The sequence below is a fragment of the Sphingobacterium kitahiroshimense genome (assembly GCF_025961315.1).
Classification (GTDB): domain Bacteria; phylum Bacteroidota; class Bacteroidia; order Sphingobacteriales; family Sphingobacteriaceae; genus Sphingobacterium; species Sphingobacterium anhuiense.
In genome coordinates, this window is record NZ_JAOQNK010000001.1 from 5,709,016 (window position 1) to 5,725,744 (window position 16,729).

Here is a 16,729-nt window from a genome sequence, read left to right on the forward strand (position 1 = left end):
ATTTTATTTTAATGCTTGATAGGCGATTAAAGCTGCTATATAAGCTAAGCCTGTCATAAATCCTACTTGAATTAAAGTCCATTTCCAAGATGCTGTTTCTTTTTTTACAATTGCTATTGTACTCATACATTGCATTGCGAAGGCATAAAATAGTAAAAGGGAAACACCTGAAGCAAGATTATAGGCAGGTAAACCTGTATTTCTGTTTACCTCAGCTCTCATTTTACTTAAGATTGTTCTTTTAGAAGCATCATCTTCAATATCTGCATCATCACCAATGCTATAAACGGTAGCCATTGTTCCAACAAAGACCTCACGCGCTGCAAATGAAGATATCAAACCAATTCCCATTTTCCAATCATACCCCAATGGTTCTACAATAGGTTCAATTACCATGCCCAGATATCCTAAATAGGAGTGTTCCACCTTATAAGAAGATATTTCATGATCGAGATCTTCTTGCGATAGCGACGGATTATTCTGCGTTACAATTTCTTCTGCATTTTTAAATTTATCACCAGGACCAAAACTTCCAAGCGCCCAAAGTATGACAGATATGGCTAAGATGATTTTACCTGCGCCAAAAACGAAACTGGATGATTTGTCCCAAACATTTAAAAATAAATTTTTCCAGTCCGGGAATTTATAAGTTGGTAATTCGAAAATTAAGAAAGATTTATGTTTTGTCTTAATAATTTTATTCAATAACCATGCTGAACCAAGAGCCGCTAAAATGCCCAAAATATAAAGTGCAAATAAGATAATACCCTGAATATTGAACCCAAGAAATTTAGTGTCAGGAATGACTAAACCAATGATAACAATGTAAATTGGTAATCGTGCAGAACAGGTCATAAACGGTGTTACTAACATCGTTACCAGACGTTCTTTACTATTTTCAATGTTTCGTGCAGACATTACAGCAGGAACAGCACAAGCGACACCTGAGATCAATGGAATAACTGATTTACCATTAAGTCCAAAAGGTCTTAACCAACGGTCCATTAAGAATACTACACGGCTCATATAGCCTGTTTCTTCCATCAATGATATAAAAATATATAAGATCACAATTTGGGGAACAAAAATAACGATACCGCCAATTCCCTTGATAATACCATTGGATAATAGATCTGGAAGTGGTCCTGCAGGTAAGACACTCTGCACATAAGCCGCTAAATCGGCAAATTGCGTATCAATGAAATCCATGGCTGGTCCAGACCAGTTATAAATACCCTGAAATATCAAAAACAGAACCCCAAAGAAAATCAGATAACCTAAAATAGGGTGTAATAAGATTTTATCAATACCATTCGTAACACTTTTCGAATCGATATCTTTTGATACGATTGTACTTAATGCATGTTCTAAATTCTTATTACGCTGAATGGATTCTTCTTTTTGTAATACCTGTGGAGTTAGATTATGCTGTTTTCTAATACTTTCTAGAGCATTATTTTTTTCCTCAGATAGAAATTCTACGTTACCTTTTGCTAAATACTGCCATGTATTGTACTCGTGTTCCAGAGGGAATAGTTTTTTTGCTTCCTCAACAGGTGTAACATATTGTGCGGGAATACTAAAGTTTCCAATATATAGTGGTGGAATTGAATCAAAAGCTTTGATCAATTTTTCAATTCCCTCACCATTACGTGCATTTGTTAAAAAAACTTTAGTCTTTAATAGGGACTCCAATTTTGGAATATCAATTTGAATACCTTTTGTAGTTGCTTCATCAATCATATTAATGACAAAAATGGCAGGTAATCCAAGTTCTCGTGCTTGTTGATAGAGAATAATTGATCTCTTTAAGTTGGACGGTTCACCGACAACAACAATTAAATTTGGTTTAAGCTTGTGTTGTTGATCGACAAGTATATTGAATACAACTTCTTCATCCAAAGAGTTTGGAAATAAGGTGTAAGTACCGGGTAAATCAATGATTTTATATGTTTTATTGTTTGCCGTTAACGAGCCTTCGCGTTTCTCAACGGTGATACCGGGATAATTTCCAACTTTCTGATTGAGTTTCGTAATACGATTAAACAGCGATGTTTTACCCACATTTGGATTCCCCAAAAGTGCAATAATAGGATTGTTCATTTATTTTGGATCGATAATGATTACTTTGGCTTCAGACTTTCTGATAGCAATCAATGAGTTACTAGCAATTATATTTAGACAGATTGGACCGTTTAAAGGGGCAATATGTTTGACTTCAATTTCGGTTCCGGGAAGGAATCCCATTTCATAAAATTTAGCGGGAATGTCATTCGAATTCAAATCAACTATTATAGCTTTTTGTCCCTTTTTAAGCTTGTCTAAACTAGATTTATCGCGCATTATTTCTCTTAATATGTAATTTTCAAATATATGAATTTTATCTGATTTAGAATGATTCTAATGTAATTCTTATGCATTTATGATAAATATGTGATATATTTAAATTATGAAAATTGATGAAGCCATACAAGTGAAAAAATTTAGTACGGAGTGGCAACGTGCCACTGTTAACCTATTGTACACAAGTAATTGGGTAACTGCAGTTTTGGAGAAGAGGGCAGAACAAAAGCAAATTACATTACGTCAATTCAATGTGTTACGGATATTGCGGGGACAATTTCCGAAACCGGTTACTAATAATTTGATAAAATCTAGAATGCTGACGAATACGCCTGATATTTCGAGGTTGATAGACCGATTGGTTTTAAAAGGACTAGTCGATCGCTGTAAGTCAAATGAAGATAAACGTGCAGTCAACTTATTAATAACAGAATTAGGGCTTAAAATTCTCGAAGAACTAGAACAAGAAATGCTTCTGAGTGATATTCTCCCGAATCATTTATCGGAAGCTGAATGTACCCAATTAAATGAACTCTTGGATAAATTTCGAGGAAGTTTAGAACCTGAAACCAAAACTAATTAGTGATCATGATGGTCATGACTGTGGTCATGACCATCATGATTGATTTCTTGCGTATCCTCTGAAGAAGAATGGCTGTGACCGTGGCCGTCAAATAAAAAATTCATCAAAGCAATTGCAACACCGACAAATACGGCTATCATTTTCTTTTTATTGAATTTATGATGATCTGCTGAGCCAGATTCAAATAATATTGTTGTCGATATGTGTAGGAATATACCGATGACAACAGCCATTATTTTATCAAAATACTGTTGAATATTACCAATTTCACCGGTACTTATTGCTTTACTGAAAGAGAATCCCAGAGGTGTCATCGCAGCGAAAACAATTAACAGTGTCGTAATACTCTTTTTAGAAAGATGTGTACTGATCAATAAACTTCCTAATGCAAATGCAGCAGGTATATGGTGGATTGCTATTCCAAAAACCAGCTCTGTTTGATGGGTAGCAGCTAAAGGCATCCCTTCCAAAAATGCATGTAAACATAAACTGATCATAATTCCCATAGGAAAAGCATGATGATGGCCTTCTTCATGATGAAGATGTCCATGTTCGATTCCTTGCGAGAACTGTTCTAGCACCAGTTGGAATAAGAATCCTCCTAATACATATATTCCTAAAATTTCTGCATCTGTAGTACGTGTCTGATAGACGTGCGGTATTAAATGCAGTACCGTGATGGCAAACAGATAGGCACCACTAAATGATAGAATTAATTTAAGTAAATTCGTATTGTTTCTTTTTACAAAGAACACTGCTAAACCACTTGCTAATGCAGAGAAAAAAAGAATACTTACTAAGATGATTGCGCTCATTTCGCTATAACGGGATTAAAGAATTCTGGTTTTAGTTTCTTAAAGATATATCCGGTTGCCATACCGATCAGTATCCCTAAAATTGCTCCACATAAGATATCAAACGGATAGTGAACACCCACGTATATCTGTGAAACAGAAATTAATGTTGCCCATGTGATACATAACCACATCGCATGCTTCCATTTTCTTCTGAATAATGCGATCCAGAAAAATGCTAAAGCAAAATGATTGGTGGCATGAGAAGAGGTAAAGCTAAAGCCTGAACCACATCTCACACGGATATTGACCTCTTCTTTAAATACGATATCATTGCAAGGACGAACCCGTTTAACTGATTTCTTGATTAAGTGAGAAGAGACTGCATCAGAAGCTCCGAATGTAGCTAATGTCATAACAACAATCAGGATGCCCGTTTTACCATATGTTTTAATAAAGAAAATAACTAAAAAGAGGTATAAAGGAGCCCAAGTATATGGATTTCTTAAAATTGGAAGTAGCCAGTCAAATACCGGATTACTTAATCCCTGATTAATGGCTAAAAAAATTTCTTGATCAATATGTACTATTTGGTCAATCATGTTGCTGTATTAAAGTGAAATTATTTGATAACAGTTCTTCGTGATCTGAATCCAAATGTATAAATAATTTCAATTTGATGCGGATATATATGTAAAAGAAACAATGTTGCAACAAAAGTATGTTAATTATTTCAGAAAAGGAAACGCTTTATTATAAATATTTGGACTATTGTTTTATTTTTACGGAATAAACGTAATTTAACATGACTTTAATTAAATCAATATCTGGTATTAGAGGTACCATTGGTGGTCGTTCTGGAGAAGGGTTGACACCTATCGATATCGTGAAGTTCACGGCAGCTTATGGTAAGATCATTGTGAATCAGACTGGAATTAACAAGATTGTTGTTGGTCGTGATGCACGAGTTTCCGGTGAAATGGTCAGTAATTTGGTTATTGGTACTTTACAGAGTATTGGTGTAGATGTGATTGATTTGGGCTTATCCACAACTCCTACAGTTGAGATTGCGGTTCCTAAAGAAAATGCTGGTGGCGGCATCATCCTAACGGCGTCTCATAATCCAGGTCAATGGAATGCTTTAAAATTATTAAATGCTAAAGGTGAATTTATCAATGACGCCGAAGGTAAGCAAGTACTGGCATTAGGTGAAAGCTTAGATTTTGATTTTTCAGAATTCGAAGATTTGGGAACAGTTCATAAAGACACAAGCTACATGCAGAAACATATTGATGAGGTTTTAGCGTTGGATCTGGTAGATGTAGAAGCTGTTAAAAATGCAAATTTCAAAATTGCAGTGGATGCCGTTAATAGCACAGGAGGTTTGTTCATTCCTGCTTTATTAGAAGCACTAGGAGTAGAAACAATTTATAAAATTCATTGTGAGCCTGATGGTAAATTTCAACATAACCCTGAACCGCTAAAAGAAAATCTTACAGATCTTTCTAAGGCAGTATTGGAAAATGGAGCTGATTTAGGTATTGCAGTAGATCCAGATGTTGACCGTTTGGTTTTCATGATGGAAGATGGTGATTTATTTGGTGAAGAATATACCTTGGTAGCAGTATCAGATTATATTTTGCAACATACAAAAGGAAATACAGTTTCGAATTTATCTTCAACAAGAGCATTGCGCGATGTAACTGTTAAACATGGAGGTCAATATTTTGCGGCCGCAGTTGGTGAAGTGAATGTAGTGACAAAAATGAAAGAAGTGAATGCCGTTATCGGTGGAGAGGGTAATGGCGGTGTAATTTACCCGGCATCACACTACGGTCGCGATTCACTGGTTGGTGTAGCAATATTTTTAACACATTTAGCAAAGTTGGGTAAAAAGGTATCTGCATATAGAGCCGAATTGCCGCAATACTTTATGTCTAAGAATAAAATCACATTAACTCCAGAATTGGACATTGATGATCTTTTAGCAAAAATGGAAGCAAAATATAAGCATGAAGAGCATTCAACTATTGATGGATTGAAGATTGATTTTGAAAATGAGTGGGTTCACTTACGCAAATCAAATACAGAGCCGATTATTCGTATCTATTCTGAAGGTCCTACAGCTGAAGCCGCAGAAGCAATTGCACAAAAAATAATAGCTGAGATCGAAGAAATTATTAAGTAATTTTTAAGATTATTTTATTTTTAAAGCCTCCAGAAACTCATGCTTCTGGAGGCTTAGTTTTTGATACTATTCCTACCTATTATCTGTCTTTATTTATTAAAGGTGTATAATTTTTTATAAGATAGGAAAGAGTTTATTGATCGAAATATCCTGTTTTAAGCCACTTGTTCCTAATGATACACAAAATTCTGTATCTGTAAATTTAACTCTTTAAATGAGCTGAAACGGATCTACTTTCGAGTTTTTTAGGGTTTGCTCGCTTAAATCAGTTTTTTATAAGTATTAACGAAATATGCCCTAAAAGTATTTCACTTTTAGGGCATATCTGCATCTTATTTTTATAAGTTGCTTTTACGTCTGTTTTATATTAATCTGTCAGCGTAGAGATATCCATATCTGGCTTTGGAAGATTAAGTTGTTGAATTTCTTTTTTGCACTTATCAACCATTTCTTGTGTCATTTCGTATGTATAATTACCATAATCATCATAAGTAAATTTTCCAACATGGAAGAAGCCATACAGATCAAAGAAATCTGTGAGATCAAGTTTTGCGACCTGAGATGCTGTTTTTACAAAATTCAATTGGTGTACAGCAGGGTTGTTTCCACGATCGCCCATTACTTGACCGCCACCGCGTCTGCTTCTACGTTCAGGATTCTGTTTGCGGAAAGCTTCAAATAAATCAGGATAAAAATTAGGATTTTTACCTTGATTTGCGAAATACAGTTGAAGTTGCCAGAAAGGTACTAAGCGATTGAATACATCTGGATCCTGTAGGTAACTTATTTTACCATTAATGATACTTTCTCTGGATTTTTTGTAATTACCTTGTTCTGAAAGACGGCTTTTATTGCCATAAGAAGTTGTTACATAAAGGGAGAAAATATTATTACTTACTTCACCCAATCCTCCCCAGTTCAAATAAGGTCTTAATTGATGTACGTGTCCTACTTCATGTGAAAACCCCCAACATGGATCCCCTTTGATTACGCGGGCCGGGTCTACAACAAGAGGCATTGCATTGCCAGGATCCGTACCCATATAAGCAACTCCATCTCCGTCACGGAACATGTAATAATTATAATTTACACGCGAGAGAATTTTGTTTTCAGGGACTTTGTTATATTTAATAAGTCCCATAATACGATGCTGTCTGTAAATAAGAGAATCATAATTACTGATCAGCTCGACACCTTTTCCATAAGCATACTTTTTAATATCGGCAGCAGGGTAGGCAATCTGAATGTGTCGACCTTTGGCATCAATAACCGGATATACAGCCTGATCTACCAATTTGTTCCAATCTTGATCATTGTTTTTCGTAATATCAAAGTAACCATTAACTGGGCTACCAATAAAATGTACACTGATTGCTTTTTCTTTTTTAGGATTTTCGGAGAAATAATCGATATAAGCTAGGCCGTCGAAATCTTTGACATCAATGATGTTGATACCATTTTTGAGTTTAAATTCTTGCTTTACAATACCCCATCCCTTTGGGTCTTTGGTCGGATCCATTCCTTCGGGAGCTCGGCGGTTCCAATTTGGAATGATCAATTTAACTTCATTATCTGCAGCGATATGATCGACAGATATGATATGGCGACCTATAGGCAGATAAATTCCGGTTATATTTTCATATTTGCTGTATCCATCACCGATCATTAAGTTATGACCTAAGGTTGAAGGGCTAAGGATAGCATTGTATTCTGCAAACCTGTACTTTTGATCATATTGATTATTTAATAAGGAGGTGGCAACCTGTTTGACCTGTGGATTTTTAATTTTATCAAGATCAGATTTTTTGATTCCTTTTTTTAGCTTAACGGCTAAAGGAGTTTCGAATACTTGTAAGTCTTGATAAGCGTCTGCATAGTCTTTAGCAGATTGCGCATGTAGACTACTTATCGTACCGGCAAGCAGTAATAAAGTAATGAATTTTAGCTTCATATTTAGATGGTTAGTTGAAGTGCTAAAATATCAAATTGTGCTAACATTAAAGCATTTTTCAATTGTAAGATTATTGTTAAGATTGTAGCTTCAACTGGCAGTGTTTTTAGCGATTTGAAATAGCTTATAATCAAGAAAGCCTTTCAAAATGAATTGAAAGGCTTTCTTGATTATATTGAGATAAATTTTAATGTTTAGTGGGCAGATAAATTTTTAGCTTTTTCTTCATCAAAATTAGCTTCTAACTCGGCTAATTTCTTTTTACCATAAGCCAGTCGTGTGATCACAACGAACAGTACTGGAACGATAAAGATTGCTAAAACTGTCGCTGCAGACATACCACCAAATACTGTCCAGCCAATTGTTTGGCGAGAAATGGCTCCGGCGCCAGTCGATAACATCAAAGGAATAATACCTAAGATAAATGCAAAAGATGTCATGATAATAGGACGTAGACGAAGCTTAACAGCATCTAATGTTGCCTCATATAAGTTCATTCCGATATCTACACGTTCTTTAGCAAACTCAACAATTAGAATCGCATTTTTAGCCGCTAAACCAATAATTGCAACTAAACCAATTTGCGCGTAGATATTATTATCTAATGCTGGAATCAATGTTAATGTTAAAATTGCTCCAAATACCCCTAGTGGTACCGATAATAAAATTGAGAATGGAACAGACCAACTTTCATAAAGCGCAGCTAGTAGCAAGAATACAAACAGAATACATAATCCAAAGATCATAATAGTCATATTTCCAGATTTTGTTTCTTGTAAAGCCAATCCTGAGAAATCATAACTATAACCGTTCGGCAATGTTTCTGCGGCAACTTCCTGAAGCGCTCTGATGGCATCACCGGACGAATAACCAGGCGCAGCACTACCACTGACCTCTATACTTCTAAAGATGTTATAGTGATTGATAATAGCTGGATTCTGAACAAGGTTCCAAGTAACCAATGAACTTAAAGGAACAGATTCACCGCGAGCATTATTAACATATAATTTGTTGATGTCCTCAATGTTCATACGGTAATCTTTATCCGCCTGAGATACAACCCTAAAGTTACGTCCGTATCTTGTAAAATCATTAATATAAGAAGATCCAAGGTATGCAGATATAGTGGTATATATTGTCGAAACAGGAACCCCCATTTTCTTCGCTTGCTCTCTATTAACAGATAACTTGTAATTTGGAGTTTTTGTGTTAAATAGGGTATAGGCCATACCGATTTCAGGTCTCTGATTGGCTGCAGCTAAGAATTTACCAACTACACCTTCGAAGACTTTGATATCTACGGTCTGTTGATCTTGAATCATTAAACTGAAACCACCAGAAGTACCAAGACCAGGAATCGCAGGAGGAGTAACAGCGAGTACACGTGCTTTACTATAGCCAGCATATTTACCCATGATACCACCCGTAATTTGGTTAGCAGTACGCTTTCTATCTTTCCAAGGTTTTAGAGAAACGAAAACTGTCGCTACGTTAGGCTGGAAAGCTCTGTTCAAAATATTGATACCGGCAATAGCCGTAATATCTTTAATCTCTGGATAATCTTTACGTAATTCTTGCTCTACTTCATTTAAAATTTCTTTTGTACGTGTTGTAGACGAACCTTCTGGCAAGGTAATACCGGCAAAGAACATCCCATTATCTTCACCAGGAATAAATCCAGTTGGTTTTTTATTAAACATATATCCTGTACCAATGAAGATACAAAGTAAGATGATTAACGCCATAGGAGCCTTTTTGATACAGTATTTTACACCATTCGAATATTTGTTCGTTACTCTTTCGAACCAGATATTAAACTTGTAGAAAAACTTATTAAGACCTTTCGCTTCCGAGTGAACTGCTGTTGGTCTTAACATGATCGAACATAATGCCGGTGTTAATGACAGGGCAATAAATGCGGACAGCATAACCGAAACGGCAATCGTTATGGAGAATTGTTGATACAATTGACCCACCATACCCGGGATAAATCCTACAGGAACGAATACTGCAGAAAGAATCAAAGCAATGGCAATAACCGGAGCTGTAATGTCTTTCATGGCACGACGCGTTGCATCTGCTGCCGACATCTTATAATGATCTATGTAATGCTGCACAGCCTCAACCACTACAATCGCATCATCGACCACAATACCAATAGCAAGCACGAATGCTAATAAAGTTAAGTTATTGATCGAGAAACCGAATAATAAGAAGAAAATAAATGTACCAACAATAGATACAGGAATCGCTAATACAGGAATTAGTGTTGCTCTCCATGACTGTAAGAAGAAGAATACAACTAAAGTTACTAATAGTAAAGCTTCAATCAAAGTGTGAATAACTGATTCAATGGAAGCATTAACAACAGAAATTGTCTCATAACCGACAACATAGTCAACATCATCAGGGAATGATTTTTTTAATCTTTCCAATGCGGTATAGATACCCTCTGCAGATTGCACAGCATTACCTCCTGGAGTTTGAGAAACCATCATACCAGAAGAAGTCATACCATTTACACGCGTACTTGTTGCATAACTGAATTGACCCAATTCTATTCTCGCTACATCTTTTAATAAAACAATTGATCCATCGGTATTCGATTTCACAATGATTTCTTCAAAATCCTGTACCGAAGATAAATCTGAATCCGTAATCACTGGGTATTCAAATACCTGATCTGATTTTTGCGGAGTAGAACCTACCGATCCTCCCGGAATTCTTAAGTTTTGTTCAGCAATTGCTGCAGATACATCTGCAGGAGTTAGATTTAAATTCGTTAATTTATTGGCATCTAACCAAACGCGCATGGAGAATGGCTGTCCAAAAGCGGTAACCTCACCAACACCAGTGATACGTAATAATGCATCTTTGATGTATAAATTGGCATAGTTATCTAAAAACTTAGCATCGCGAGTACCTTTTGGTGATACCAGTGAAACAAGCATTAAGATATCTGTATTCGCTTTACGTGTCGTTACTCCTAAACGTTTAACAGCTTCGGGTAACGCAGGTTCAGCAATACCCACACGGTTTTGAACGTCTAATGTAGCAATATCAATATCAGTACCAACTTCAAAAGTTACGGTAATCTGTGATTGACCATTCGATGTACTGTTCGAGGACATGTAAAGCATGCCCGGTGTACCATTAATTTGACTCTCAATAGGAGTCGTTACTGTTTGCTCAACAGTTTGAGCATCCGCGCCAGTGTAGTTTGCTGTTACTGAAACAGTTGGTGGGGCTACGGATGGATATTGACTGATCGGCAATGACACAATTGAAATTCCACCTACGATCATAATCAATAGGGAAATCACAATGGCAGTGACGGGTCTTTTTATAAAAACTTCTGAAATCATATGTTTTTTTGTATCTTATAAAGTCTGTGAAAATTATTTTTTTGGTGCAGCGGCATCAGGTGCAGCAGCAGGAGCCTCAGCAACTTTTACACCTGTTTGCACATTCATGATACCATCAACAACAATTTTCTCACCGACTTTAAGGCCTGATTTTACAACTACTTTATCTCCTAATTTTAAACCTAGATCAACTTTACGTTGTTCAGCTTTACTGCTATCACCAACAACATAAACGTTAAATACTCCCAACTGATCTTGAACAGCTTTATAAGGAATAACAATTTCTTCAGTTGCTGAATTCGTTTTGATGTTTAAAGATAGATTCATTCCAGCTCTCAAGACATTACCAGGGTTGTCAAAATTAGCACGCACTCTTATCGTTCCTGTCTGTGGATCAACTGCACGGTCAATAGTGGCAATTCTTCCTGGTGCTGTATACTCCGTTCCATCCGGTAATACTGCGCCGATCTGTGCTGCAGAACCTGATTTTTGTAAGTTTACAAATTGAGGAATATCACGCTCGCTCACTTGGATTTCAACTGCCACAGGATTGATTGAAGATACCGTATTTAATCGTGTAGTTCCAGGATTAACCAAAGCCCCAAGACGTACATCCGAAATACCTACAATACCCGCGAATGGCGCTCTTATAGTTGAACGATTTAAGTTTGTTTGTGCTGTTGTTACAGCAGCTTGTGCACCTAAGATCTGCGCTTTTTGATTTGCCAGATCTGTTTTAGCATAATCTAAAGTTTGTTTTGCGATCGCATCTTTATCCGCTAATGCTTGGTAACGGTTTAAATCTGTTTGCACACGATCCAAATTAGATTGTGCAATTTTAAGATTTGCTCTGGCTTGATCTAAAGCCGCTGCGTAGCGAGTGCCGTCAATTTCATATAATTTTTGACCTTTGGATACCGATGCTCCATCAGTTACAAATATTTGCGTTACATAACCAGAAACTTCAGCAAATAAATCAGCTTCATTCAAGGGTTTTACAGTAGCTGGATATGTTTGGTTTCCTGTGACAATTTCTTCTGTGGCAGTTGCTATGGAAACAGGTACAACACGCTCTGCTTGCTGTGCAGCCTGTTGTTTCTGAGCATCTTTATTGCCACATGACTGCCAGATTAGCGTAGTCCCAATAAAAAAAGCTGCTAATAAATGTTTTTTATTCATGATATTCTTGGTTTCTTAATGTTGTTTATTTTGTATCTACAGTTCCTAATGCTTTTTGAACATCTAGCTTGCTTGATAGAAGTGCATAAAGTGCATTTAAATAATTCAATTGACTTGTTTTAAGATCAGTCTCAGCTGTCATTAAGTCTAAGTAAGTTTTAATACCTTCATCATATTGTAACTTAATCGTATCATAGACTTCCTTAGATAAGTCAACATTATCTCTTGATGTTTTCCAATCAATTAGGTTGGCATTATATGAAGCTGTTGCAAGTGCATATTCTGTGTTGACTTGATTTTTCAAATCTTCCATGCTTAAATCAATTCTACTTTCGCGTAGTTTGGATTGATTGATTTGATGCTTTCTTTTAAAACCTTGAAAAATTGGAATAGATACAGATAATCCAGCTACAGAGCTTGGGAAATTGTCATTATACAAATCCTTAAATTTGTTATTTCTGTAATTAAATGCATAGTTATAAAATGCGCTTACATTTGGGAGGTAGGTCCATTTATAGTATTGCGTTTCTAATTCTTGCATTTTCTTGGACGTTTCCAATTGTTGGAATTCAATTCTATTGGTTACGCTAGCAGATGAAGTCGTATCAATCAGAATCTGATTTTCCATATTCGCATTCTCAAAAGATAATGTAATATCAACTTTATGATCAACTGCTATTAAATTTTTTAAATAATCATATTTATAACGGCGTAGTTCAATAGTCCGTTTTTCATCCGCATTTGCATTGCTTAGCGCAATTTGAGCTCTTTTGAAATCGGTTTTGTCAACCATACCAACTTCGTAGCGTACTTTAGCGTCGTTATATTGTTTTTGAAGTCTAGCAATGTTTTCACGAACAATTTTGATCTGCTCTTCACTCGTTAAAATATCATAGTAAGCCTTACTCACTTCAACCACTGTGTTGATTTTTTGACTTTCAGTGTTTTGCTTATTGGATTGACGGATAAGTGTTGCTGCTTTTGAAGCTTGCATAAGTGCCGGATTCAAAATCTGTTGATCAGCCTGTAAGGTTAAAGCACTAGCATTCTTCTGTCCTAACGCAATGTTCTGTCCACCTATAAAAGAGGTGGGAACTTTAACATTATAGTTGTAAGAACCATTAGCGTTTACCTGTGGCAACCAGCCAGACAAGGCAATGTCGATATCTTTTTCGCCAATTTCCTCATCAATTGCAGCCTGTTTCAGACTTATCTTGTTGCTAAGGGCATAGTCAATGAGTTGCTGCAAATTTGCTTTAGCAGGTAACGTCTCATTGCCTGTTTGTTGGGCATAACTAACATTGTATATTGTAGTCATGGCTGCCAAAGAAAAGGCTATTTGTCTAAACTTCATAAAATTATTTATTTTTAACTCCATCCCAAATGATGTTTACAACATCTTCGATGCTTTCATTTGATTTTAATTTGTTGTGTTTCACTCCTTTAATTGCTGATACAGCAGTTCCAAAGAAGACGCAAGCTAATGCTTCTACATTGGTGTCTTTTAATTCGCCTTTATTGATTCCTGTTGTTAAGAATTTAAGTATATTACTCTGACCACTAATAGATTCATTTGTTTCATAACTGTTCACCTTATAATAAGGAGATGAGTAAAATTGTTCAAAAAAACTGAACATTTCTACATGTTCTCTGTAAAATTTTACAAAGCCTTTCCATATATGAAAAAAAGTGTCTTTATAAGTCAATTTATCATCCAGCGATCCAAAGATTGCTTCATTTAAAGTGTCGCCACAGTATTGAAACAGGCTAACGATCAAATCATCTTTCGATGGGAAGTAATGATAGATTGTACCGATTGCGACATCAGCTTCCTGAGCTATCTTGCTCATCGCTGTGCCATGAAATCCATGATCTTTGATCAACCGAAGTGTGGTCTCAAATATGGAAATCACTTTAGAATTATTTTTTGTGTATTGAACGTTCATTCGGTTCCAAATGTAGAAATTTTAATCAAATCTAAATGTCAAAATATTGTAATGAAAAACTATATTTTATTCATTGCAGACATCTATTTATTCGCATTTCCGATGTTAACATATTTTAACATTTAGTTGGTTTGCTAATCAATTTGCATGGCCTATATTTGTACCATCATAATTTAGGTTTATAATTGGTTAGTAAAGGTTTTCATTCTCCCCGTTTGAAAACCTTTCTTTTTTTACCTAAATAGGTACCAACACAAAAAAAGCCTAGTTGATTAACTAAGCTTTTCTTTAAATCATGGAATGTCCTACTTGCAATTTTTTAAACTCATCTGAACTTCTTCTAGACTGAATATTTTATCTTGCTTACCAAAATTTGTGGTAATATAGGTTAAAACATAGGCGATATCGATGTCGGTCAAGATTTCATTCGCTGGCATTTTAGTGTTAAATGTTTTGCCCGCAACTACAATTTCTTCTTCTAGTCCATTCTTAACAATACAGGATAAACGATCTCTATTTTTTGTTAAAAATTCTACATCCGTTAATGGTGGATATAATAGGCCTAAGCCTTCACCCTTATCGCCATGACAATTTTTACAATGATTAATATATATTTTTTGTCCATTTACGGCATATTGTGCTGTCTTTATATCTTTGCCTGACTGGCAACTGCTTATCGAGCATAAAGAATATAGAGCGATCAATACTCCTAAAAGATATAGTTTTATCATTTTACTTTTCTTCGAGTAGGATAGCAAGTTCTTTTTGTAGTTTCGCAACTTGCTCATCATTAGTACCGTCATAAGCACCGCGAATTCTTTTTTGTTTATCTACTAATACCAGATATCCTTGATGATCATATCCTCCTGGCGCATTTTTGTCTTCTGCTGTGTAGACCAAGTATTGGTTTGCAATTCCATAGATATCGGCTTTTGATCCCATCACAAAATTCCAATGATCATTGCTAACACCCAATTTATTGGCATATTCTTTCAAGACATGTGGCTGGTCATATTTGAAATCAATGCTATGTGATAAAAAGTAAACTTGATCACTATCCTTATATTGCTCGTATACTTTCAACAGATTTCTGTTCATAGTAGGGCATATACTTGGGCAATGAGTGAAAAAGAAATTAGCGATATACACTTTGTTATCGAAATTCTTATCCGTTATATAGACACTATCTTGATTTAGAAATTTGAAAGGTGGGATGGTATGGTATAGGGTATCAATAACCGTCTTACCATCTATAATTTTCTCTACTGGTTCACGTTGACCATAAATAGGAAGTGTAACTGTATTGGACTGACAACTAGATATTGTAAATGTTGTTAGTGCAATAAGAAAAGAAGCACCAATCTGAATTGATTTTAACATATTAATACTTTTTTAAGATTTCTTGTTTCTCTTTTGATACACGATCAAAGACTGCTTTCATGTCTTTTACTTTAGTCAATTCGCGATTAGCATAATCTACTGTCGTTGAATCGGCACTATAGTCTTTCATCCAATCCATCATATGATCTGTTGCATCTTCGAGATTGCTTTTTAACTGAGACAATTCTTGTCGAGTATTTGTTGTATCTAGATTAGGTTTAGCTGTTTTTATAGCACTAAGGTTTGTGAGGATTGAATCGATAGTAACTGCATCTTTATCAAAAATACTTACTTGCGGCATGATCTCATCATGAATTTTCATGGTTTCTTCTTGTGTTTTCGCTAAATCATATTGATTATTTGTATTTGAGCTATTGGCACATGAAGTTATTGCAAAAGCTGACGCAACTAAAAAAGCTAATTTTTTCATATTGAAATATTTTGTCTGTTACTGACAAAGATACCAAATAGATAAAGAAGATAATAGCTTATTATACTCTGGTGTATGTAAAATTCAGGTCACGAATATAGATTTCATTTTTCGCAATGGCACAAATTTCATTTTGATCGTTCACAATTTCTACAGAAAATGTCTTAATAATCCGACCTCTGTTTTTAAGTGTATCCATGCATTCATTAAAATCCTCGTCAGTTATTTTGATCGAAAATCTAAGATTGGTCAAGCCAGGCTTTTTATATTCAATGGATGCTGATTTGAGCCAAGCTACAGTTTTTTTAAATCCATGCGATTGTAAGCGCTGATCAATAAGAATCGCATAAAAAGGATCAACTGCTGAAAAAATTGTTCCACCAAATATGGTACTGTTTGAGTTTTTATTGAAAATACTTTTGATAATTTTTACATCCACACCTTGAAAGTCTGTATGAATTTTTTTGACCCATATGCGTTGGAATAAAAATGGCGGGTAAATTCTTAATAACCACTTTAGGGATTTGGGACTATACAACATGGTGCAAATGTAATACAATAAATTAAAAT

15 protein-coding genes are annotated in these 16,729 nt (G+C 35.4%); 2 read left to right on the forward strand and 13 right to left on the reverse strand.

Features of this window, described 5'->3' with window-relative positions; translation table 11 throughout:
- Positions 1-3: 3 nt before the first annotated feature.
- Together feoB and M2265_RS24390 are read right to left on the reverse strand one after the other, a co-directional pair.
- Entirely contained in the window at positions 4-2,103 is a 2,100-nt protein-coding gene (gene feoB, locus M2265_RS24385; protein ID WP_132772668.1) for a ferrous iron transport protein B, read from the reverse strand.
- Positions 2,104-2,343: a FeoA family protein gene (locus tag M2265_RS24390; protein WP_021191175.1), complete on the reverse strand. Its 240-nt coding sequence runs from the start codon at positions 2,341-2,343 to the stop codon at positions 2,104-2,106. It abuts the gene before it with no gap.
- A 106-nt stretch (positions 2,344-2,449) separates the two neighbouring features.
- On the opposite strand from M2265_RS24390, the gene M2265_RS24395 reads away from it, so the two are divergent.
- Positions 2,450-2,926, forward strand: a complete 477-nt coding sequence (locus tag M2265_RS24395) for a MarR family winged helix-turn-helix transcriptional regulator (RefSeq protein WP_021191174.1) — start codon at positions 2,450-2,452, stop codon at positions 2,924-2,926.
- Here the strand turns inward: M2265_RS24395 and M2265_RS24400 are convergent.
- On the reverse strand, positions 2,923-3,741 hold the full coding sequence (locus tag M2265_RS24400) for a ZIP family metal transporter (protein ID WP_132772670.1): 819 nt from the start codon (positions 3,739-3,741) through the stop codon (positions 2,923-2,925). The genes M2265_RS24395 and M2265_RS24400 overlap by 4 nt on opposite strands.
- A complete protein-coding gene (locus M2265_RS24405; protein ID WP_021191172.1) occupies positions 3,738-4,322 on the reverse strand; it encodes a phosphatase PAP2 family protein in 585 nt (194 codons plus the stop codon). Before M2265_RS24405 ends, M2265_RS24400 begins: the two co-directional genes overlap by 4 nt.
- Before the next feature lie 203 nt (positions 4,323-4,525).
- Here M2265_RS24405 and glmM point away from each other — a divergent pair, with 203 nt between their 5' ends.
- Entirely contained in the window at positions 4,526-5,908 is a 1,383-nt protein-coding gene (gene glmM / locus M2265_RS24410; RefSeq protein WP_132772672.1) for a phosphoglucosamine mutase, read from the forward strand.
- 367 nt (positions 5,909-6,275) lie between these two features.
- On the opposite strand, the gene M2265_RS24415 is transcribed toward glmM, so the two are convergent.
- The 9 genes from M2265_RS24415 to M2265_RS24455 all read right to left on the reverse strand — a co-directional run bounded on the left by M2265_RS24415 (position 6,276) and on the right by M2265_RS24455 (position 16,700).
- Entirely contained in the window at positions 6,276-7,859 is a 1,584-nt protein-coding gene (locus M2265_RS24415; RefSeq protein ID WP_132772673.1) for a M60 family metallopeptidase, read from the reverse strand.
- Positions 7,860-8,053: 194 nt separating this feature from the next.
- Positions 8,054-11,224, reverse strand: a complete 3,171-nt coding sequence (locus M2265_RS24420) for an efflux RND transporter permease subunit (RefSeq protein WP_132772675.1) — start codon at positions 11,222-11,224, stop codon at positions 8,054-8,056.
- A 33-nt stretch (positions 11,225-11,257) separates the two neighbouring features.
- Complete coding sequence (locus M2265_RS24425; RefSeq protein ID WP_132772676.1) at positions 11,258-12,403, reverse strand: efflux RND transporter periplasmic adaptor subunit; 1,146 nt, start codon at positions 12,401-12,403, stop codon at positions 11,258-11,260.
- Positions 12,404-12,428: 25 nt separating this feature from the next.
- Positions 12,429-13,757, reverse strand: coding sequence for a TolC family protein (locus tag M2265_RS24430; RefSeq protein WP_031288119.1), 1,329 nt, complete (start codon positions 13,755-13,757; stop codon positions 12,429-12,431).
- Between the two features lie 4 nt (positions 13,758-13,761).
- Positions 13,762-14,349, reverse strand: coding sequence for a TetR/AcrR family transcriptional regulator (locus M2265_RS24435; RefSeq protein ID WP_132772678.1), 588 nt, complete (start codon positions 14,347-14,349; stop codon positions 13,762-13,764).
- Between the two features lie 305 nt (positions 14,350-14,654).
- On the reverse strand, positions 14,655-15,080 hold the full coding sequence (locus M2265_RS24440; RefSeq protein ID WP_132772679.1) for a c-type cytochrome: 426 nt from the start codon (positions 15,078-15,080) through the stop codon (positions 14,655-14,657).
- Position 15,081: 1 nt separating this feature from the next.
- Positions 15,082-15,729 carry an SCO family protein gene (locus M2265_RS24445; RefSeq protein WP_021189714.1) on the reverse strand — a complete coding sequence of 216 codons (648 nt, stop codon included), beginning with the start codon at positions 15,727-15,729 and terminating at the stop codon, positions 15,082-15,084.
- Between the two features lies 1 nt (position 15,730).
- Positions 15,731-16,159 (reverse strand): transposase, encoded by a 429-nt coding sequence (locus tag M2265_RS24450; RefSeq protein WP_132772680.1) that lies wholly within the window; start codon positions 16,157-16,159, stop codon positions 15,731-15,733.
- Positions 16,160-16,220: 61 nt separating this feature from the next.
- Positions 16,221-16,700, reverse strand: coding sequence for a DUF4442 domain-containing protein (locus tag M2265_RS24455; RefSeq protein ID WP_021189716.1), 480 nt, complete (start codon positions 16,698-16,700; stop codon positions 16,221-16,223).
- Positions 16,701-16,729: the final 29 nt, after the last annotated feature.